General features: G+C 73.9%; 17 protein-coding genes. 10 read left to right on the top strand and 7 right to left on the bottom strand.

The annotated features are described in order from the left end of the window. Window positions 1-7 precede the first annotated feature (7 nt). Both ACIGNX_RS02215 and ACIGNX_RS02220 read right to left on the bottom strand, forming a co-directional pair. Window positions 8-913, bottom strand: coding sequence for an aminoglycoside phosphotransferase family protein (locus ACIGNX_RS02215; RefSeq protein ID WP_396535375.1), 906 nt, complete (start codon window positions 911-913; stop codon window positions 8-10). A gap of 177 nt (window positions 914-1090) precedes the next feature. Further along, window positions 1091-1456, bottom strand: coding sequence for a DUF5684 domain-containing protein (locus tag ACIGNX_RS02220; protein ID WP_396535377.1), 366 nt, complete (start codon window positions 1454-1456; stop codon window positions 1091-1093). Between the two features lie 537 nt (window positions 1457-1993). Here ACIGNX_RS02220 and ACIGNX_RS02225 point away from each other — a divergent pair. After that, window positions 1994-2971, top strand: a complete 978-nt coding sequence (locus ACIGNX_RS02225; RefSeq protein ID WP_396535379.1) for a carbohydrate-binding protein — start codon at window positions 1994-1996, stop codon at window positions 2969-2971. 114 nt (window positions 2972-3085) lie between these two features. On the opposite strand, the gene ACIGNX_RS02230 is transcribed toward ACIGNX_RS02225, so the two are convergent. Then, complete coding sequence (locus tag ACIGNX_RS02230) at window positions 3086-3517, bottom strand: cupin domain-containing protein (RefSeq protein WP_396535381.1); 432 nt, start codon at window positions 3515-3517, stop codon at window positions 3086-3088. A gap of 100 nt (window positions 3518-3617) precedes the next feature. Between ACIGNX_RS02230 and ACIGNX_RS02235 the strand changes: the two genes are divergently transcribed. Further along, the gene (locus ACIGNX_RS02235; RefSeq protein ID WP_396535383.1) at window positions 3618-4472 is read left to right on the top strand and encodes a hypothetical protein; all 855 of its coding nucleotides are present in this window, start codon (window positions 3618-3620) and stop codon (window positions 4470-4472) included. Here the strand turns inward: ACIGNX_RS02235 and ACIGNX_RS02240 are convergent. Beyond that, on the bottom strand, window positions 4390-5349 hold the full coding sequence (locus ACIGNX_RS02240; RefSeq protein WP_396535385.1) for a DMT family transporter: 960 nt from the start codon (window positions 5347-5349) through the stop codon (window positions 4390-4392). The genes ACIGNX_RS02235 and ACIGNX_RS02240 overlap by 83 nt on opposite strands. Window positions 5350-5422: 73 nt before the next feature. On the opposite strand from ACIGNX_RS02240, the gene ACIGNX_RS02245 reads away from it, so the two are divergent. After that, window positions 5423-6334 (top strand): LysR substrate-binding domain-containing protein, encoded by a 912-nt coding sequence (locus tag ACIGNX_RS02245; protein WP_396535387.1) that lies wholly within the window; start codon window positions 5423-5425, stop codon window positions 6332-6334. Window positions 6335-6395: 61 nt separating this feature from the next. On the opposite strand, the gene ACIGNX_RS02250 is transcribed toward ACIGNX_RS02245, so the two are convergent. Then, window positions 6396-7556, bottom strand: a complete 1161-nt coding sequence (locus tag ACIGNX_RS02250) for a citrate/2-methylcitrate synthase (RefSeq protein WP_396535389.1) — start codon at window positions 7554-7556, stop codon at window positions 6396-6398. A 61-nt stretch (window positions 7557-7617) separates the two neighbouring features. Here ACIGNX_RS02250 and ACIGNX_RS02255 point away from each other — a divergent pair, with 61 nt between their 5' ends. The 4 genes from ACIGNX_RS02255 to ACIGNX_RS02270 all read left to right on the top strand — a co-directional run bounded on the left by ACIGNX_RS02255 (window position 7618) and on the right by ACIGNX_RS02270 (window position 14880). Continuing rightward, a complete protein-coding gene (locus ACIGNX_RS02255; protein ID WP_396535390.1) occupies window positions 7618-8832 on the top strand; it encodes a citrate synthase in 1215 nt (404 codons plus the stop codon). A gap of 328 nt (window positions 8833-9160) precedes the next feature. Further along, window positions 9161-9670 (top strand): OsmC family protein, encoded by a 510-nt coding sequence (locus ACIGNX_RS02260; RefSeq protein WP_396535392.1) that lies wholly within the window; start codon window positions 9161-9163, stop codon window positions 9668-9670. Between the two features lie 432 nt (window positions 9671-10102). Next, the gene (locus ACIGNX_RS02265) at window positions 10103-12031 is read left to right on the top strand and encodes a family 43 glycosylhydrolase (RefSeq protein ID WP_396535394.1); all 1929 of its coding nucleotides are present in this window, start codon (window positions 10103-10105) and stop codon (window positions 12029-12031) included. A 32-nt stretch (window positions 12032-12063) separates the two neighbouring features. Then, window positions 12064-14880 (top strand): AbfB domain-containing protein, encoded by a 2817-nt coding sequence (locus ACIGNX_RS02270; protein WP_396535396.1) that lies wholly within the window; start codon window positions 12064-12066, stop codon window positions 14878-14880. 42 nt (window positions 14881-14922) lie between these two features. Here the strand turns inward: ACIGNX_RS02270 and ACIGNX_RS02275 are convergent, their stop codons facing one another. After that, window positions 14923-15204 (bottom strand): DUF4287 domain-containing protein, encoded by a 282-nt coding sequence (locus ACIGNX_RS02275; RefSeq protein WP_396535398.1) that lies wholly within the window; start codon window positions 15202-15204, stop codon window positions 14923-14925. 156 nt (window positions 15205-15360) lie between these two features. Here ACIGNX_RS02275 and ACIGNX_RS02280 point away from each other — a divergent pair, with 156 nt between their 5' ends. From ACIGNX_RS02280 to ACIGNX_RS02290, 3 genes are all read left to right on the top strand, one after another. After that, window positions 15361-16125 carry an alpha/beta fold hydrolase gene (locus ACIGNX_RS02280; protein ID WP_396535400.1) on the top strand — a complete coding sequence of 255 codons (765 nt, stop codon included), beginning with the start codon at window positions 15361-15363 and terminating at the stop codon, window positions 16123-16125. A gap of 64 nt (window positions 16126-16189) precedes the next feature. Further along, window positions 16190-17410, top strand: a complete 1221-nt coding sequence (locus tag ACIGNX_RS02285; protein ID WP_396535402.1) for an ROK family protein — start codon at window positions 16190-16192, stop codon at window positions 17408-17410. Window positions 17411-17469: 59 nt separating this feature from the next. Beyond that, window positions 17470-18996, top strand: coding sequence for a glycoside hydrolase family 76 protein (locus ACIGNX_RS02290; protein ID WP_396535404.1), 1527 nt, complete (start codon window positions 17470-17472; stop codon window positions 18994-18996). 147 nt (window positions 18997-19143) lie between these two features. Here ACIGNX_RS02290 and ACIGNX_RS02295 read toward each other — a convergent pair whose 3' ends face one another. Next, window positions 19144-20322 carry an ROK family protein gene (locus tag ACIGNX_RS02295; protein ID WP_396535406.1) on the bottom strand — a complete coding sequence of 393 codons (1179 nt, stop codon included), beginning with the start codon at window positions 20320-20322 and terminating at the stop codon, window positions 19144-19146. Window positions 20323-20390 lie beyond the last annotated feature (68 nt).

Consider the following 20390-nt stretch of genomic DNA (forward strand, 5'->3'; position numbering starts at 1 on the left):
GTGCTAACTATCGCAGTGCGTGATCGGCCGTGAGGCGGTCCAGCGTCCGTCGGCCCAGCCCGCTCATCGACGGGTTGCTGTCGGCGTAGTACCAGACCAGGCCGATCGCCTGGGCGAACGCCCACGTCCGGCCCCGCTGCCACTGCGCGTCGTCGCAGGTCAACTCCTCGCGGAACGCGCCGTGGACGGCCGGGTCCACCAGGTGCCACGCCCCGACGAGGTCCAGCGCCGGGTCGGCCGGGCCCAGGTCGCCGACGTCGATCACGCCGGTCAACCGACCGGCGGCCACCAGCACGTTGCCGGGGATCAGGTCGCCGTGCGCCATCACGTCCGGCTCGGGACCGCGCGGCAGGTCGCGCAGGCCGTCCCACAGCTCGCGCAGCCTCGGCACGTCCAGCAGCGCCGTGCTGCGCTCGAAGCACACCCGCACCCACTCGTCCTGCGACCGCAGCACCCCGCCGCGCCCGCGTCCGCCGAACACCCGGCCGCGCGTGTCGATCGCCCGCACGCCGCGGATGAACTCGGCCAGGTCGCGCGCGAACCCCGCGGAGCCGCCCGGGTCGTCGTCCGCGGCGACGGTCCCGGGCAGCCAGGTCTGCACCGACCACGGCAGCGGGTAGCCCTCGCCGGGCTCGCCGATCGCGACGGGCTCGGGCGTGCGGAACCGGGTGCGGCCGAGCAGTTCCCGCGCCGCCCCGGCCTCCGCCTCCAACGACCGCCGCACCGCCGTGACGTCGCCGGGCCGCAGCGGGAACCGGGCCGCGAGCCCGTCGCCGATGCGGAAGATGGCGTTGACCGTGCCGCGCGACGCGACCGCCGTGACGGGCAGCCCGCGCCACCGGGGGAACTGCGCGTCGACCAGCCGGCGCACCGCCGCCGGCGACACGGCCAACTGGTCGGCGTGCATGTCCATGCCCGTAGCCTCATCCACGACCGCCCACGACGGCAACCGGATTGCCCGGCCGACGCTCGTCACCACCGCCCGCTGGACCCCTTCGCGCGCGATGCGCGGACCGGCAGCCATCCACAGTGGACTCGACGGGGCGCCGGGCGGATTCGGTAAGCCGGACGACCGCGGTACCCGAACCGGTCAGGCGGCCACCGGACCGCGGTGGGTGGCGTCGCCGAACGCGAGGACCGGGTAGCCGACGATCCCGAACAGCCACGGCCCGACGACGTCGAACCCGGCACCCTTGCCGAACGACCGCGCCAGGTCGATCGAGACCACCGGCGAGACGATGATGTCGACCAGCGGGATGGTGTGGAGGATCGGCCACCAGGCCGGGCGGCCAGCGATCTCCAGCCGCACGGAGGGGTTGCAGATCGGGGTGATCGCCGCCCAACCCGGCTTGCCGGCCTTCGTGAAGACCCGCCACAGCGCGACGATCACCAACGCGGTGGTCGCCAGGGCGACGATCCCCGGGACGAAGCCGGCCGGGTTGTCGCTGTACTCCATCGCTGGTTCCCTCCGACGAGCGGCGGAGGCGCGGGCGCCGGTCGCACGCATCGGGGTGCCCCCGCCCGGTGGTGCCGGGCGACTCTGGCACCGGCGCACCGGCGCGGGCGGGCGTTGGTCATTTGGTGAGGCGTTCGAGACCGGTTCCGGCGCCGATGCGACACCGGCACCCAAAACGCCCGCGGCGGTTGCGGGCACCCGAACGGCAGGCGGCGGCGCGGGCGGCCGTTCTTCACCCGTAGTGCGACCCGGTGCGGACCCCCGCCCGCGGCTGTCGTGCCGGCAGTCGTAGGTGCTGGTGACAAGACTGTTGTCCCAAGTAGTGGACCGTGCATTCCGAGCTTCGGACGTCCGCACCTCCCACGTCCGCAATCTGACGTTGGACGTAGCCCGGGCCGCCGGTCGCGCTATAGCCATGATCGCGGGCGAGGAGCACGCTGCGGATGCCGCAACGTCCTGGGGGGACATCGCACGCGTCGTTCACGCCCTTCGCCGTCTGCGGCACGCCAACTCTCCTTTGTCGAAGGGAAAACGGCTGTGTCGTCCACATCGCTCTCACCACGCCGGCCGGCCCTGCGCCGGGCCGTCGTCGCCCTGCTGGCCGCGGGCGCGTTGCTGGTGCCCGCCGTGCCCGGGTCTGCCGCCGAGGCGGGCAAGCCGGCCGCCGGACCGACGCCCGACTCACCGGTCAGCGGCAAGCTCGTCCCGGCCCTGCGCGGTGACGCCGCCAAGGCCGCCGCCGGCGCGAAGCTCAGCGAGCAGGTCCTCAAGCGCGGGGAGGCGTTCCAGGCCCGGCACGCCGAGCAGCGCGCCGCCGCCGCACCGCTGCCGCCGTGGAGCGGCTCGCTGCACACGGTCTGGGGCGCGTTCCCGACCGTCGTGTCCGACGGCGCGCAGGCGACCCACACGGTCAACCCCGGCATCAGCATCCCGTCGGGCAACCCCGACGTGGTGTACGCGCCGACGCTCGTCCCGAGCGGCAAGACGTGCATCGAGGTCACCACGTTCTACTGGCAGGGCGGCAACGGCGTCGGCGCGTGGGACTGGTGCGCGGCCTCGCCCGGCTTCGCCGCGGTCGCCTGGATCAACTCCAGCTTCCTCGGCACGTACACCACCACGTACCAGGGCCTGCCCGCCTACGAGGTGCTGGACGTGCAGACCAACGCGGTGACCAACTCCTGGACCGCCTACCTGTACAACTACACGACGTCGAGCTGGGACGCGCTGTTCACCAGCGCCGACACCAGCAAGCTCGTCGACCCGCATGGCGGCTGGAGCATGTTCGAGGTCTACACCGAGTACAACCCGGCCACCGGCGAGGGCTACTACTGCACCGAGACCTACGGCACCCAGTACCACGCCGCCAACCTCAAGATCAAGGTCAGCGGCACGTGGACGCCGCTGACGACCTCCAACTCCACCGTGCCCAGCAGCGTGTCCAGCACCGACTTCGGCTGCTACGGGCTGTCGTTCACCCTGCAGACGGCGAACAGCCACTGGCAGGTCTCGCACTGACCGGGGCCGGATCGTCAGGAGTTCGTCAGGTTCACCCGACGTCCGGGGCGTGATGATGGTGTGGCGACTCGCGGGGGCGGTACCCACCGCGAGTCGACCACTTCCCGGACCCTTTCACCCGAAGGGGCAGCCCGGGTTCGGCGCATCGACGGCCGGCGCGCTGCCCACCGGGGTCGCGTACAGCACCTCCAGCACCAGCGGTTCCGACCCGAGGTTGCGCCCGAGGTGGGTGTAGCCCGCTCCGCTCGCCTCGGAGATCACCTCGCCCCGGTGGTACACCCCGTCCACCGAGCAGTCGGCGCGGTGGTGGGTCAGGGTGCCCGCCCGGACCCGGCCGAGCACCGAGCCGGGGTGGTAGTGCCACCCGGTCGCGCCACCGGGCGCGATGGTGACCTCGCGGACGACGTACTCCCGGTCGCCCACGACGTGCCGGAAGAGCGTGACCCCGGTGACGCCGGTCCCGGGCGTCGCCGACGCCGCCGGGGCCGGGACCAGGGCCGCCACGACCGCCAGGACCGCCATGCAGGTCCGCACCGCGTTGCGCATGCGCCCCAGCCTGCTCCCGTGGGCCGGTGAGCACACCGCGGTTCACCCGGCCGGGCCGGCCGGTGGCGATCGCCGCGCCCCGGTCGGAGAGGATCGGCGCATGACGCTGCCCTACGACCCCGACGACGACCAGGCCGCCGACCGCTACATCAACGCCGCCCTGCGCAGCCGCGACGCCGAGGCGTGGCGGCTGCTGGCCACCGAGACGCACGTGGAGCAGACCGACCGGGTGCTGCGCGCGATGCTCGACCGGATCGCCGTCGCCCGCACGCACCGCACCGCCGAACGGGCCGCCGCGCGCGTGCGGGCGCGCGAAGGCGACATCAGCCAGGCCGAGTACGAGCGCGACGCGGCCGAGGACGCCAACCGGGCCACCAAGGCGGCCCACTTCGAGACGCTGGTGCGCGAGCACCACCGGCTGATCGCGGCCGCCGCCCGCCGGCTGCGCGGTGACGACGTCCGCGACGAGCTGACCGACCTGGTGGTCGCGCTGGGGTCCGCCGTCGACGCCCACCGGACCGCCGTGCTGGCCTCCGGCGCGGAGCCGACCCCGGCCGACGAGGCGCTGTGGGAGCGACTGGCCACGCTCGACGCGCCGGACGCGGTCGACGGGCGCGTGACGGTGGCGGAGCTGGTCCGGCGCCGGGCCGCCAAGCAGGACGACCTCGGGCGCGTGCTGGCGGCGATCGTGCTGGACGCGGCGGGCGAGGCGGCGTCGGTGCCGCGCGCCGCCCTGCTGACGCCGTGGAAGAAGGCGATCGCGCCGACCCTGGCCGCGGCGGAGAAGACCGAGTTCGCGGCCAAGGGCAAGGGTTCGCTGGCGACCGAGAAGCTGCGCAAGACCATGGGTCACCTGGAGCGCAAGGGCCTGGTCAAGCGCGCCGGGACGGCGGACGACCAGCGGCTCGACCTGCTCGACCGGCCCGGGCTGGAGGAGCTGGCCGGCCGGCGCTGACGAACGCGACCGCGGCCAGCACCACCAGGCAGCCCGCGAGCTGCGGCGCGCTCGGCCGCTCGTGCAGCAGCACGACGCCCAGCAGGATGGCCCCGACGGGCTGCACCAGCATGATCGTGGCGCCCGTCGCGCTGGACAGCCGGGGCAGCGCGGAGGAGATCAGCAGCCAGCCGGCGATCTGCCCGACCAGCGCCAGCGCGAGCAGCCAGCCCAGCGCGGGCCACCCCGGCGACAGGTCGAGCCGACCCGTCGGCACGCCGATCGCGACCGCCACCGCGCCGGCCGACACCGTGGCCAGGGACAGCGTGTGGTCGCGCGCGCCGGGACCGGTGCTGCGCCGCATCAGCACGAGGTAGCCGGCGAACCCGACGCCCGCGCCGACCGCCAGCACCGCGCCGAGCACGGGGTCCGCGCCGAACGCGGGCGTGCCCGCCAGGCCGCCCGCCAGCACGATCCCGCCCAGCAGCACCGGCGCGGCCACCAGGAACCGGTTCGTCGGCCGCTCCCGGAACGCCAGGTAGGCCACCGCGGGCACGATCACCACCTGCACCGACAGCAGCACGGTCGCGATGCCCGCGCCGACGAGCGGGATCGCGTCGCCCCACAGCACGAAGTCCACGCCGAGCCCGACGCCCGCGAGCAGCGGCAGCAGCACCCGCCGCCGCGCCGCGCCCCGCCGCCGTTCCCGCCACACCAGGACGGCCAGCACCGGCAGCGAGAACGCGCACCGCCAGAAGGCGCTGGTGCCGCCGGTGGTCCCGGACACCTTGATGAACACCGACGACAGCGCGATGCACAGGCTGCCCACCGCGGCCGGCAGCACCGGGTTCACCCCGGCGCGGGTGGCGGGGACGGGGCGGAGTCCGGTCGTGGTCACGCCTCCACCCTGCGATCAACGACCGTCAAGGACAAGCGAATTGTCGTGAGCGGAAACCGGTAGCATCCCTACCGTGTTCGGTCTGGAGCGCATGCGCGCGCTGCACGCCGTGGCCACCCACGGGACGGTCGCGGCCGCCGCCTCCGCGCTGCACGTGACGCCGTCCGGCGTGTCGCAGCAGTTGGCCAAGCTGGAGCGGGAAGCGGGGCAGCGGCTGCTGGAGCCGCACGGCCGCACGGTCCGCCTCACCACCGCCGGGCACGTCCTGGCCGGCCACGCGGCGGCCATCCTGGAGCGGGTGGAACGGGCCCGCGCGGACCTGGAGGTCCTGCGCGAGGACATCACCGGCCCGCTGCGCGTCGGCGCGATCCCGACCACCGTGCACGCGCTGCTCCCGCCGGTCCTGGCGGCGCTGCGGGCCCAGCACCCCGGCCTGGACGTGACGCTGCACGAGGGCGAGGCCGAGGAGACCCTGCCGCTGGTGGTGGACGGGCGGCTGGACGTGGCGGTCCTGGAGAGCTGGGAGCACCGGCCCACCGCCGTGCCGCCGTCGGCCTCGCGGACCACGCTGCTGTCCGACGTGGCGGACCTGGCGCTGCCGGCGGGCCACCGGTTGGCCCACCGCAGGACCGTCGACCTGGCCGAGGTCGACGACCTGCCGTGGATCGCGTGGAGCGCGGGGTCGGGCTGCCACGCCTGGCTCGCGCACGTGCTGCGGCAGCACGGCGGCCACACCCGGATCAACTGCGCCGTCGGCAGCTACCCGACTCAGCTGGCGCTGGTCGCGGGCAACGTGGGCGCGGCCGTGATCCCCCGGCTCGGCCGCGACTCCGTGCCCGACGGCGTGCGGTTCGTCGCCACCCGCCCCGCCCTGAACCGCACGATCTACGCCGTCAACCGCGCCGAGGACGACGACCGGGGTGCGGTCAGGGCGTGCCTGGACGCCCTGACCGCGGCGGCGAGCCGCTTCCGCCACCTCGCCTGAATCCCGGCAGCCTGAATCCCGGCAGCCTGAATCCCGGCAGCCTGAATCCCGGCAGCCGTGATCACGGCACGAGCGCCACGTCCGGCAGCGGTCGGGGCGCGGACGGGCCGACGTAGCGGGCCGCCGGGCGGATGACCTTGCCCCCTGCGGCCTGCTCCAGCACGTTCGCCGACCACCCGATGACCCGGCTGGCCGCGAACGTGGGCGTGAACATCGAGCGGGGGATGCCGCACTGCTCCATCACCACACCGGCGTAGAACTCGACGTTCGCGTACAGCTCGCGGCCCGGCTTCAGCTCGGCGAGCACCTCGACGACCCGCTGTTCGACGGTCGTGGCGAAGTCGACCAGCGCCGGGTTGAAGCCCTTGCGGCCGAGGTCGACCGCGATGGCCCGCAGCATCCGCGCCCGCGGGTCCTCGGTGCGGTAGACGGCGTGCCCGAAGCCCATGATCCGGTCGCCGGAGCGCACCTTCTCCCGCACCCAGCCGTCGACCCGGTCGGGCGTGCCGATCTCGTCCAGGCCGTCGAGCGCGCGGTCCGGCGCGCCGCCGTGCAGCGGGCCGACGAACGCCCCGATGGCGGCGGCGACGGCCGAGACGACGTCGGAGCCGGTGGACGCGACGACCCGCGCGGTGAAGGTGGAGGCGTTGAAGCCGTGGTCCACCGTGGAGACGAGGTAGCTCTGGATGGCGGCGACCCGGGCTTCGTCGGGCACCTCGCCGGTGACCAGGTACAGCCAGTTCGCCGCCGCGGACAGGTCGGCGCGCGGCTCCAGCGGCTCCAGCCCGGCGCGCAGCCGGTGCAGCGCGGCCAGGATCGTCGGCGTGACCGCGCTGACCAGCAACGCGTCGGCACGGCGGCGCTCGGGCGTCGCGTCCCAGACCGGCGGCAGGTCGCGGGCGGCGGCGAGCAGCGACAGCGCGGTCCGCAGGCCCGCCAGCGGCGTGAACCGGTCGCCTGCCCCCGCGATGGCCGGCAGCACGGCGGCCACCTCGTCGGGCAGGTGCCGCAGGGCGGCCACGTCCTCGGCGAACCGGGCGCGTTCGGCCGGGTCGGGCAGCCGCCCCTCGACGAACAGGAACCAGACGTCCTCCAACGCCCTGCTCTCGGCGAGGTCGACCGCCGAGTAGCCGCGGTAGTGGTAGAAGCCCTCCTCGCCCCGCACATCACCCAGTTCGGTGGTGGTGACCACGACGTCGCGCAGACCGGCCGGTGCGTCCATGACAACCTCCTCGTTGACCGGGGTCCACTGTCGATTCGGAAATCAACTATTGTCAACGTTGATGCAGTCAATGTCGGACGAGGAGCCGCAGGTCGTGCCCACCGCGAGTGACGAGCGTTACCTGACCACCGCCGAGGTGGCGAGGCGGCTCGACGTGAAGACCGAGACCGTCTACGCCTACGCCAGCCGGGGCATGCTGCGCAGCGTGCGGCTGCCCGGCCGGCGGGGGAGCTTCTTCGCGCAGGCGGAGGTCGAGCGGTTCGTCGCGCGGGGCCGTGACGAACGGCCGCCGTCCGGCGCGGTCGAGCGCATCCGCACCGAGCTGACCCTGCTGGACGACGACGAGCTGCACTACCGCGGCCGGCGCGCGACCGACCTGGCGTCGTCGCACTCGTTCGAGTCGGTCGCCACGCTGCTGTGGACGGGTGAACTGCCCGAGCACGAGTCGTTCCCGACCGACGGGCCCTCGACGGACGTGGTGCGCACCGCGCTGGCCGCCCTGCCGGCGGCGGCGCGGACGACGGACCGGTTCAAGGTCGCCGTCGCCGTGCTGGGCGCGGTGGACCCGCTGCGGTTCGACCTGTCGCCGGCCGCGGTCGTCCGGGTGGGCAGGCGGCTGGTCGCCGTGCTGGCCGACGCCCTGCCCGGCGAGCCGGGCGGCGGCGACCCGATCGCCGAGCGGCTGTCGGGCAAGCTCGGCGACCGGCCCGCGGACCCGTCGCTGCTCGACCTGGCGCTGGTGCTGCTGGCCGACCACGACCTGGCCGTGTCCACGGTCGCCGTCCGGGTGGCCGCCAGCGCCCGCGCCCACCCCTACGCCGCCGTGTCCGCCGGCTTGGGCGCGGTGGACGGCCAGTACCACGGCGCGGCCAGCACCCTGGCCCACCGCTTCCTGCGCGACGCGGCGGACGACCCGCTGGGGGCGTTGGCGGAGCGGCAGCGCGCCGGCGGCGTCCCGGGGTTCGGGCACCGGGTGTACCGGGAGCGCGACCCGCGTGCCGACGCCCTGTTCGCCGCGCTGCGCCGACACGCCGCCGCCCGTGACGTCATGGCGGTCGTGGACGCGGTCAGCCCCGGCGCGGGGACGTTCCCGAACGTCGACCTGGCGCTGGCGGCCCTGGCGCACGCGTTCGGCCTGCGGCCGGACGCCGGCGAGGCGATCTTCGCGCTGGCGCGCTGCGCGGGTTGGCTCGCACACGCCATCGAGGAGTACCGGGAGCCGGGCCTGAGGTTCCGCCCGGTCGGCGTGTACTCCGGCACGCGCCCGCCGCGCTGACCGCCCGCCGCTCCTGGCCATCCCCGCCTGACCATGCCCGCCTGGCCATGCCCGCCTGGCCACGCCCGCTTGGACCGGCTGCCGACCGGGCACGACGAACCGGCCGCCCGGCGGCACCCCGAGTCCTGGCACCGGCCTCGCGCGAGCTCGACCTGCCGCCGTCGGTCCTGCGCCCGCCCTCCGGCCGAGCCGGCGTGGATACCAGAGCCGCTGCGCGCTTGTCAGCGCCTCCCACAGTGCGGCACACCGCGCGGTGACCGGTGCGGAGGCGGCATCCTGCCGGTGTTTCGGTGTTGGTGGAGCTTGGAGGCCGGCGATGAGCGTGGAAGTGCAGCGACCCTTGAACGACGTCGACATCGAGGCGGTGGGGAACCTCGTCGCGGCCGTGCGGGCGGACGAGGGCAAGGCGAAGACCACGTGGGCCGCGCACGTGTCGTGGCAGGGCGGGTTCCGGTCCCAGGCGCGGGTGCGCGGGTTCGAGCCGACGTCGTCGGACGAGCCGGCCGCGCTGGGCGGCACCGACACCGCGGCCAACCCCGTCGAGCAGCTCCTGAGCGCGCTGGGCAACTGCCTGGCCGTGGGGTACGCGGCCAACGCCACGGTCGCCGGCATCGCGATCGACAAGCTGACGATCGACCTCAGGGGCGACATCGACCTGCGGGTCTTCCTGGGCCTGGCGGAGGGCCACGCGGGCTTCGACACGATCACCGCGAAGGTCCGCATCGACTCCCCGGCCCCGCGCGAGGAGATCGAGGCGCTGCACGCCAAGGTCACCGCGTCCTGCCCGGTGGGCCACACGATCGGCAGCGCCGTCCCGGTGGCGGTCGACCTGGTCTGACCACAGGCGCGCCCCCCGGCCTCGGCCGCACCGGACGGGTTGATCGTCCCGACGGGCGTCGCGGTCGGGTGTCCGGGGGCCGAGACCGGGGCGTCGAGTCGGCGGGCAGGTGCCGGACCGGGCCCTGGTGGCTCGCGCACGTCCGGGCGGCGCGGGCCGAGGGCGACAGCGCCCTGCGGAACCACCGGGTGAACGGCTGCGGCGGAGCAGGGGACCGCCGGCGGTCCGCGGTCGAACCGGGCGCCCTCCGGCCGAATGACGGCTTTACGACGTCGTGCCAACGGTGTGAGCATCGGCTTCGTGAGGCCGCGGTCGTCGGCGTGCTCCCGCGCACCGTGATCCGGGACGTCATCGACCAGATCGGCACGCTCGACAGCAACTACCAGTCCGTGGTCAGCGGCGCGACAGCGCCCGTCACCCACCTGGAGTGCCATGAGAACCGACCCCCTGCACCGGTTCGCCACCGCAACCCTGTCCCTGCTGCTGGCCGGCGGCGCGATCACGACCTCCGCGCCGCCGGCGGCCGCCGCCGGGCCCGACCTGCCCGCCGCCGTGGCGGGCAACCCGTTCGTCGACGGCTGGTACGCCGACCCGGACGTCGCCGTCTACGGCGACCGGTACTGGGTGTACCCGACGACGTCGAAGACCTACGCCGAGCAGACCTACCTCGACGCGTTCTCCTCGACCGACCTGGTGCACTGGACGAAGCACCCGAACGTGCTCACCACGGCGAACGTGCCGTGGGCGCGTCACGCGGTGTGGGCACCGGCGCCGGTGGCCCGCAACGGCCGCTACTACCTGTACTTCGCCGCCAACGACATCCAGGACGACTCCCAGCTCGGCGGGATCGGCGTGGCGGTGGCCGACCGGCCCGAGGGGCCCTACCGCGACGCCATCGGCCGCCCGCTCGTGGGCGCGTTCCACAACGGGGCCCAGCCGATCGACCAGGACGTGTTCGTCGACGACGACGGCCAGGCATATCTGTACTACGGCGGGCACGGCCACGCCAACGTCGCCAGGCTCAACCCGGACATGACGAGCCTGGGCACGTTCCCCGACGGCGGCACGTTCCGCGAGATCACCCCGTCGGGCTACGTCGAGGGCGCGCAGATGTTCAAGCGCGGCGGCCGGTACTACCTGATGTGGTCCGAGGGCGGCTGGACGGGCCCGGACTACTCGGTGTCCTACGCCATCGCCGACTCGCCGACCGGTCCGTTCACCGAGCTGGACCGGGTGCTCGCGCAGGACCCCGCCGTCGCGCGCGGCTCCGGCCACAACTCCGTGATCAACGTGCCGGGCACCGACATCTGGTACGTCGTCTACCACCGCCGCCCGCTCGCCGAGACCGACGGCAACCACCGCCAACTCGCCTACGACCGCATGCGCTTCAACGACGACGGCACGATCCGGCGCGTCGCGATGAAGGTGCGCGACGACTTCGGCGACGGCAACTCCTACGGCTGGAAGACCCACGGCGGCACGTGGACCGTGCCCGACGGGCGGTTGCGGGCCGACGCCTCGGCGGGCGGCAAGGCGTTGCTGGACACCAACTTCGGCGACTTCACGCAGGACACCACCGTCACGATCACCTCGGGCGGCGGCGACGCGGGCCTGGTCTTCCGCGCCACCAGGCCCGCGGTCGGCGTCGACGCCTACTCGGGCTACTACGCGGGCATCGGCACCACCGGCCGCGTGGTGCTGGGCCGGGCCGACAACTCGTGGACCCAGCTGGGCTCGGCCCCGGTGGCGGTCGCCCCCGGCACGGCGCACCGGCTGCGCGTGACCGCCGCGGGCACGTCGATCAAGGTCTACGTCGACGACCTGGTCACGCCGAGGATCAGCGTCACCGACGCCGCCTTCGCCTCGGGCGCGAACGGCGTGCGGGTGTTCAACGCGGCGGCGGCGTTCGACGACCTGGCGGTGGACCCGGTGACCGCGCCCGGCAACCTGGCGCAGGGCCGCCCCGCCACCGGATCACCCTCCTGCGCCGCGTCGGAAGGACCGGAGAAGGCCGTCAACGGCACGGTGACCGGCGGCAACGCCGACAAGTTCTGCTCCTCGGCGGCCGGCGCGTGGCTGCGGGTGGACCTCGGCGCGACCAGGCCGATCACCCGGTTCGAACTGGCCCACGCCCAGGCGGGCGGCGAGCCGGCCGGCTTCAACACCAGGGCGTTCGGCCTCTCGGTGTCCGACGACGGCGCCACCTGGCGCGAGGTCGTGGACGTGGCGGGCAACACCGCGGCCACCACGGTCCACCCCGTGTCCGGCGTGTCGGGCCGGTACGTCCGCCTCGACGTCGCCGTGCCCACGGGCACGACCGACCAGGCCACGCGGATCTACGAGCTGCGCGTCTTCGGCTGACGCCCACCCACCCCACTCCCCGAGGAGTCCCCATGCGCAGCTTCGTCGCCTCGGCGGCGGCCCTGCTGGCACTGGCCGCCGTGCCCGTCGCCGCACCGGTCGCGTCCGCCGTCGTCCCGAAAGCGCCGCCGCTGTCCACGCCGTGGACCGATCAGGTGTCCACCACCAACCCCCTGCCGGAGTACCCGCGCCCGCAACTGACCCGACCCGACTGGCAGTCGCTCAACGGCGAGTGGCAGTTCCTCAACCCCGCCACCGACGCCGCGGGCAACGTGGACCGGTACGCCGCGCCGCCGCTCGGCCAGACCCTGCCCGAGCGCATCCTCGTGCCCTACCCGGTCGAGTCGGCGCTGTCGGGGATCATGCGCAACGACAACCGCGACCTGATGTTCTACCGCCGCACGTTCACCGTCCCGCAGGCGTGGGCCGGGCAGCGGGTGCAGCTGCACTTCGGCGCGGTCGACCACGAGGCCACCGCCTGGGTCAACGGCACCCAGGTCACCACCCACCGGGGCGGCTACGACCGGTTCGAGGTCGACATCACCGCGCAGCTCAACGGCGGCGCGAACGAGCTGGTGGTGCGCGTCTACGACCCGACCGACGGTCGCGGCGGGAAGCAGCCGGTCGGCAAGCAGGTGAACAACCCCGGCGGCATCTTCTACACGCCGACCTCGGGCATCTGGCAGACCGTCTGGCTGGAGCCGACGCCGGCCTCGTCGATCCTGTCGGTGGACATCCGTCCGAACCTGGCCGACAACACCGCGCGGGTGCGGGTGTCCACCCGGGGCGACGTCACGGGCCACACCGTGCTGGCCGAGGCGCTGGCCGGCTCCACCGTCGTGGGCAGCGCCACCGGCGGGTTCACCGAGTTCTCCGTGCCGGTGCCCAACGCCCGGCGCTGGTCGCCGGACGACCCGTTCCTGCACGACCTGCGCGTCACGCTGCGCAACGCCTCGGGCGGGACCGCGGACCGGGTGGTGAGCTACTTCGGCATGCGCGAGGTCGGCAAGAAGCTGGTCGACGGCGTGCTGCGGCCCACCCTCAACGGCGAGTTCGTCTTCCAGGTGGGCACGCTGGACCAGGGCTTCTGGCCCGACGGCCTGTACACCGCGCCGACCGACGCGGCACTGGCCTCGGACCTGCGGAAGCTCAAGGACCTGGGCTTCAACATGGTCCGCAAGCACATCAAGGTGGAGCCGGCGCGGTGGTACCACCACGCCGACCGGCTGGGGCTGCTGGTGTGGCAGGACGTCCCGTCCACGCCCGCCTCCGACGCCGACCGCACCGCGGCGCAGGTGGCGCAGTTCGAGGCCGAGGCCCGCGAGATCGTCGACGAGCACCGGTTCTCCCCGGCCGTGGTCGCCTACGTGCCGTTCAACGAGGGCTGGGGCGAGTGGAACCTCGCGGACACCCAACGCGTGACCTCGGCCCTGGAGAACCAGGACCCGACCCGGCTGATGAACGCGCACAGCGGCTACAACTGCTGCGCCTCCAAGGGCGACCCCGGCACTGGTGACGTGATCGACTGGCACGTCTACACCGGACCGGACGCGCCGCGGCCGTCGGCGACGCGGGTCTCCGCGCTCGGCGAGTTCGGCGGCATCGGGCTGCGCAACCCCGGCCACGAGTACAGCCCGGACGGCCGGTTCTTCGCCTACGAGCAGGTGTCGGGCACCGCCCAGCTCAACGACCGCTACACCGGCATGGTCCGCGACGTGCGGCAGCTGATGACCACCAAGGGCGTCTCCGCCTACGTCTACACCGAGATCACCGACGTCGAGGGGGAGTACAACGGCCTGCTCACCTACGACCGGCGGGTGCAGAAGGTGGACACCGCCCTCCTGCGCGCGGCGCACACCGACCTGGTCAACGCCTCGCGCAACCTCAACTCGCCGGTGCCGTTCACGCTCGGGCACGTCCGCTCGTTCCGGGTGACCACGCCCGGCTACACCGACCGCTACCTGCGGCACGCGAACTCCGCGGGCCGCACGGACGTCATCACCTCCGCGAGCGCCGACAGCGCGCGCCAGGACGCGTCGTTCCGGACGGTGGCGGGCCTGGCCGACCCGCGGTGCTTCTCGTTCGAGTCGGTCAACTTCCAGGGCCGCTACCTGCGGCACGCCGACAGCCGGGTGCGCCTGGACGCCGACACCGGCGGCTCGTTCCGGGCGGACGCCACGTGGTGCGCCCGGCCCGGCCTGGCGGCCGGCGGCACGTCGTTCGAGTCGGTGAACTTCCCGGGCTCGTACCTGCGCCACTACGCGGAGAACGCCTACCTGGCGCGCAGCGGCGGCCCGAACGCCTGGGACACCGCGACCGGGTTCGCGGCCGACGTCACGTGGAACGCGGCCGAGCCGGCGCTGTGGCGCAGCTCGGTGCCGCTGCCCACCGACGTGCGGCGGTCGTTGCAGGTCACCACGTGGGGCTACACCGACCGCTACCTGCGCCACGCCGACAGCCTCGCTCACACCGAGGTCGTCACCGCGGGCAGCGCGGCCCTGCTCAAGGCCGACGCCACGTACACCGTGCGGCGCGGCCTGGCCGACTCGTCCTGCTACTCGTTCGAGTCGGTGAACTTCCCCGGCCGGTTCCTGCGCCACGCGAACGGCCGGGTGGGCATCGCTCCCGACGACGGGTCGGCGCTGTTCCGGGCCGACGCGACGTTCTGCGCCCGTCCCGGCGTGGGCGGGACGGGCGTGACGCTGGAGTCGATCAACGTGCCGGGGTGGTACCTGCGGCACTACGAGTCGCAGGTGTACATCGCCTCGGGCGGGGACACCGGCGCGAACCGCCCGCAGACGCTCACCGCCGACAGCAGTTGGAACCTCGCGCCACCCTGGGCACCGTAGGCCCGCTCCGCCCGCCGCGGCACCGGCTGCCGCGGCGGGCGCTCAGCGGTTGGCGAGGCCGTCGATCCGCAGCGTCGCCGACTCGTCGCGGTGGCTCCCGGTGCCGCCCACGTGCTCGTCGCCGATCCCGGTCCCGTTCTTCAGCACGTGGTAGAGCGCCATCCCGTGACCCCGGCCGAGGTCGTAGTCGGCCTTGAGCCACTCGAGGACGGCAGCGGCCCGGGTGGTCGCGTCGAAGCCGCGGTCGGCCGCCTCGGCCAGCAGCTCGGCCGGGGTCTTGCCGGTCTTGCGCTCGATGGTGTCGAGGTACGCCTGGAAGGACATGGGACCGCTCCTGTTCGCCGTGGTGACGACCGGCAGCCTATGACAATTTATCCTGTACTGACAACTTTAGTTGTCCGAGCGTTCGGTCGTTGACAGCGCCGGTGGACTACCTGATCATGTGCCGACGTCCCACGCGCACCCCGGACTGGAGCAGGCATGGCCCACGACGTCCTCCGGGTCGGCGACGGCGAGCACGCCGTCATCGCCCTGCACGGCTGGTTCGGTTCCTCCGCCGCGTGGGGGCCGATCACGCCCCACCTCGACGGCACGGCGTTCAGCTACTTCTTCCCCGACTACCGCGGCTACGGCACGCGCCGGGACGTGCCGGGTGACCACACGGTCGCCGAGGCGGCGGGCGACGTCCTCGCCCTGGCCGACGAGCTGGGGCTGGAGGCGTTCTCGCTGATCGGCCACTCGATGGGCGGCATCGTGATGCAGCGGGTGCTCGCCGACGCGCCGGCGCGGGTCCGCGCGCTGGTCGGGATCTCGCCCGTGCCGGCGAGCGGCGTGCCGTTCGACGAGCGGGGCTGGGAGCTGTTCTCGGGCGCGGAGCACGACCCGGCCAACCGGCGCGCGATCGTCGACCTCACCACCGGCAACCGGCTCACCGGGACGTGGCTCGACGCGGTGGTCCGGCACTCGCTGGAGACCTCCGACCCGGTGGCGTTCGGCGAGTACCTGCGCGCCTGGGCCAGGACGGACTTCCGGGCCGAGATCGAGGGCAACCCCGTCCCGGTGCTCGCCGTGGCGGGCGCGCACGACCCGGCGCTGGGCCCGGACACCGTGCGCGCCACGCTCGGCACGTCCTACCCGGACTGCGAGGTGGTCGTCTTCGAGCAGGCCGGTCACTACGCGGTGGACGAGACCCCGCTCGCGCTCGTCTCGGTGATCGAGGACTTCCTCACCCGCCGGGCGCGCTGACCGGGCGCGCCGACCGGGCGGGCTCGCGGGATGTGCGCAGGTCCGGTGGTGCGACACTGGGCGGATGGACAGCGTTCGCGGTGCCGCCGCCGACTCGCCGTCCGCGTTGCTGCGCCTGCTCGTGGACGGCCGGCCGCGGACGCGGACGGACCTCGTGACCGAAACGGGCCTGCCCCGCTCGACCGTCCGGGCCCGGCTGGACTCGCTGTTGGCGACCGGCCTGGTGGTCGACATCGGCAGCAGCCCGTCCACCGGCGGCCGACCGGCGAGCCTGTTCGCGTTCAACCCGCGCGCCTCCCTGGTGCTCGCCGCCGACGTCGGCGCGACCCACGCGACGGTCGCGGTGGCGGACCTGGACCGCCGGCTGCTCGCCGTCGAGCAGGTCGGGCTGGACATCGCCGAGGGGCCGGAGGTGATCCTGCCGGTGCTGGTGAAGACGTGGCGGGCGCTGCTGCCCGACGGTGACGAGGCGGCCGTGGCGGGCGTGGGCATCGGCCTGCCCGGGCCGGTCGAGCACTCCTCCGGCAAGCCCAACAACCCGCCGATAATGCCCGGCTGGAACGGCTTCGACGTGCCCGCCGCCATCCGGGCCGAGCTGGACGTGCCGGTCCTGGTGGACAACGAGGTCAACCTGATGGCGCTGGGGGAGCACGCGACGGCGTTCCGCGACGACCGAAACATGATCGTGGTGAAGGTGGCGACCGGCATCGGGTCGGGGTTCATCAGCAACGGCGCGCTGCACCGCGGCGCGGTCGGCGCGGCGGGCGACCTCGGCCACGTCCACGCGCCACGCGGTGGCGACGTGCTGTGCCGGTGCGGCAACACGGGCTGCCTCGAAGCGGTCGCGGGTGGTCCGGCGCTGGTGGCGGCCCTGCGGGCGCGCGGTGTCGAGGCGCGGACCACCGCCGACGTCGTCGGCCTGGTCCGCGCGGGCAACGCCGAGGCGGGCCGGCTCGTGCGCCAGGCGGGCCGCGACATCGGCGACGTGCTGGCCGCGTGCGTGAGCATGTTCAACCCGTCGGTCATCGTGGTCGGCGGACTGGTGGCGCAGGCGGGGGAGATGCTGCTCGCCGGCGTCCGCGAGTCCATCTACGGCCGGTCCCTGCCCCTGGCCACGGCGAACCTGCGGATCGTCCCCTCGCGCGCCGGCGTGGAGGCGGGCGTCCTGGGTGCGGCGGCGATGGTCACCCAGCACCTGCTCTCGCCGGACGTGCTGGACGCCCGGATCCGACCGACCGGTCCCGTCCTCGCCGGGGTGTTGACGGCGCGTCGCGGCCACTCCTAGCCTCGAATGTGAGAGCGCTCTCACATTCCCTGTCGGCCACCCACCCCGCTGGGGGTCCCGTGCTGAACACCGTCGTTCCGGCATCCCTGCTCCTGTCCCTGCTGGTCGTGCCGACCGGCGCCCCGCCACCGGTGCCCGCGCCCGCACCGGCCGCCTGCGACAGCTACTGCGACGACCGCGATCCGGCCCTGCCGCCGAGCGCGCACCGGTCACCCACCCGACCGGACCCGACTACCAGGCCGGGCACCTCGGCTGTGATCTGCAACCTCCAGTGCGACGGCCGCGACCCCGCGCTGTCGACCGGGCAGCGGATCGCCCAGACCGTCACCGTCGGCACCCGCCGGGTCGCGCTGCACTTCGACGGCACCGAGACCATGGGCTGGGCGGTGATCACCGGCGGCGCCGGCGACTCGGTCTGGCTGGACCGCTCCTTCGACGCGGGGGTGACGTGGCAGCCGAAGCTCGGTTCGACCACCACCCCGTCGGGCTACGGCGACTGGCGCACGCTCATGCACAACGTGGACGACTGGGCCGGCCTGGGCGTGGGGCTGCTGCGCGCCTGCGGCCAACCGGCCGGCTCCCCGGCCATCGCCTGCACGAGCTGGTACCGCACGACGTGGAACGCGGGCGACCGCCGCACCGCCGCCGCCACCGCCCTGATGCAGCGGTACAACCCGGGCACCGGCCTGTTCGACACCACCGGCTGGTGGAACGCGGCCAACGCGCTCCACGCCGTCATCGACAACGCGCGGGTCAGCGGCATGGGCAGCTACCGCTACGCCATCGCCCGCACCTACGACCTCAACCGCACCGCCTGGGCCGGGAACTTCGTCAACGACTACAACGACGACGTCGCGTGGTGGGGCCTGACCTGGCTCGCCGCCTACGACCTGACCGGCGAGCGGCGCTACCTCGACACCGCCCGCGCGGGCGCCGACCACATCCACCGGTTCTGGGACTCGACGTGCGGCGGCGGCATCTGGTGGTCGGCCGGCCGCACCTACAAGAACGCCATCGCCAACTCGCTGTACGTCCAGCTCAACGCGGCCCTGCACAACCGGCTCACCGGTGACGCGACCTACGTCCAGCGCGCCCGCGACGGCTGGCGGTGGTTCGAGGGCAGCGGGATGGTCAACGCCTCGAACCTGGTCAACGACGGGCTGGTCACCTCCACGTGCCGCAACAACGGGCAGACGCCGTGGAGCTACAACCAGGGCGTGCCGCTCGCCGCCCTGACCGAGCTGCACCGGGCCACCGGCGACCAGGCGTACCTCGCCCGGGCCCGGGTGCTGGCCGACGCCTCGACCACCAGCGCCGCGCTCAACCCGGGTGGCATCCTGTTCGACGACGGTGGCGGTGGTGACGTCCCGTCCTTCAAGGGCGCGTTCGCGCGGGGGCTCGGCCGGCTCAACCGCGCGCTCACCGACCACCCCTACACCGCCTACCTCGCGCGGCAGGCGGACACGGCTCACGCGCGCGACCGGTCGAGCAGCGACAGCTACGACCAGCCGTGGGCCGGGCCGTTCCAGCGCAGCGACGCGGCCCGCCAGCACAGCGCGGTGGACCTGATGAACGCGGCCGGCTGACCACGCCTCCACTCCGGCGAATCGCGGCGGTTCCTCGCGGCGGTTCCCGCGTCGACCACAGGGCGATTCATGAATGGTTCCAACAGGGGCGGAAGACCGATCGGACCAACGGTCCGGACCGGGAAATTCTCCCGGTACCGGGAATTCTCAGGCGAACTGCCGGTCCACCACGGCGGGGGACAGGACGTGCTGGACGACCATCGCCGCCGCACCCAGCACGCCGGCGCGATCGCCCACCTGCGACCCGACGATGCGCAGGTTCCCCGTCGCCAGCGGCAGGGAACGGCGGTAGATCGCCTCGCGCACGCCCGCCAGCAGCATCTCGCCGGCCAGCGCCACCGTGCCGCCCACGACGATCAGCGAGGGGTTGAACATGCTCACGCACGTGGCGAGGACCTCGCCGATGTCGCGGCCAGCCTCGCGCACGGCCTTGCCCGCTTCGAGGTTGCCCGACCGGACCAGGGCGACGACGTCGGCGCTGGTGTCCGCCTCGATCCCCTTGGCGCGCAGGGCCGCCGCGATCGCCGCGCCGCTCGCGACGGCTTCGAGGCAACCGGCGTTGCCGCAGCGGCACGGCACGTCGCCCGCGTTCGGCGCGACGATGTGCCCGAGGTCGCCCGCCGCGCCCACCGCGCCGCGGTGCAGCCGACCGTTGCTGATGAAGCCCGCGCCGATGCCGGTGGCGACCTTGACCACGATGAGGTGCTGCGCCTCCGGGAAGCACGCCGTGTGCTCGCCCAGCGCCATCAGGTTGACCTCGTTGTCCGCCAGCACCGGCACGTCGAACTCCGCGCCGATGCGGGCGGGCACGTCGTAGCCGTTCCACCCCGGCATGATCGGCGGGTTGTTGGGCCTCCCGGTCGAGTGCTCGACCGGGCCGGGCAGCCCGACGCCCACCCCGGCCAGCCGCACGGAACCCAGGTCCGCCTCGGCGAGCATGGCGCGCCAGGCCGCGACCAACCCGGGCAGCACGACGTCCGGCCCGTCGGCGATGTCCTGCTCGATGCGGCGCACCGCGAGCGGCGAGCCGGTCAGGTCGGTGACGGCGACGGTGGCGTGCGTGGCGCCCACCTCGGCGGCGAGGACGGCCCGGGCCCGCGCGTTGAACACGAACCGCCCGGCCGGCCGGCCGCCGGTCGACGCCTCGTTCCCGCCGTCGCTGACCAGCCCCGCGTCGAGCAGCATGTCGAGCCGGGCGCGCACGGTCGACCGGGCCAGGCCGGTGACGGTGGTGAGTTCGTTGCGGGTGCGCGGTACGCCGTCGCGCAGCAGGCGCAGCAGCTCTCCCACGGACGCGCTGCCCGGCAGGGGGACGTCATCGCTCACCGGTCAATTGAACCAGAAACGGCTGGATATATGGCGTAACGCGCCGAAACATCGAAGACTTTTGATTG

The organism is Actinosynnema sp. NPDC053489 (assembly GCF_044544865.1).
In the GTDB taxonomy this organism is placed as follows: domain Bacteria; phylum Actinomycetota; class Actinomycetes; order Mycobacteriales; family Pseudonocardiaceae; genus Actinosynnema.